At 37.0% G+C, this 284-nt stretch carries 1 pseudogene; it reads right to left on the bottom strand.

Going from position 1 to position 284, the window contains the following annotated elements:
• Positions 1 to 69, bottom strand: a pseudogene (locus tag NJD71_RS14120) (transposase); the annotation flags it as partial.
• Positions 70 to 284 lie beyond the last annotated feature (215 nt).

Below are 284 nucleotides of genomic sequence, written 5' to 3'. Positions count from 1 at the left end.
GTCATCGAAGCTGTTCATGCTACCAGCCATTTGCTCGGCTAGTTTTTTAATGTCAGATTGAGTCGTCATTGCTTATTCTCCTGTTAATGGATTATAAGCAGTTACACAGTTTTTAGGAAACTCCCGAGAAAACCCACCTCCTATTTTAGTTACTAACTGTAGTGGTCAAATATTTTTAGACAGTACTTAAGAGGTTTTTGTTGAAATAAAGTCTCTCTTTCTCGCTCGGTGTTAAATACTCATTAAAGCTGTGTGGTCTTACACTTTGATAATAGCCCCAAATA

This window comes from Psychrobacter sp. PP-21 (assembly GCF_033790785.1).
GTDB lineage: Bacteria > Pseudomonadota > Gammaproteobacteria > Pseudomonadales > Moraxellaceae > Psychrobacter.
Note: the sequence above shows the minus strand (reverse complement) of the source record. Positions and strands in the feature narration are given on the sequence as shown.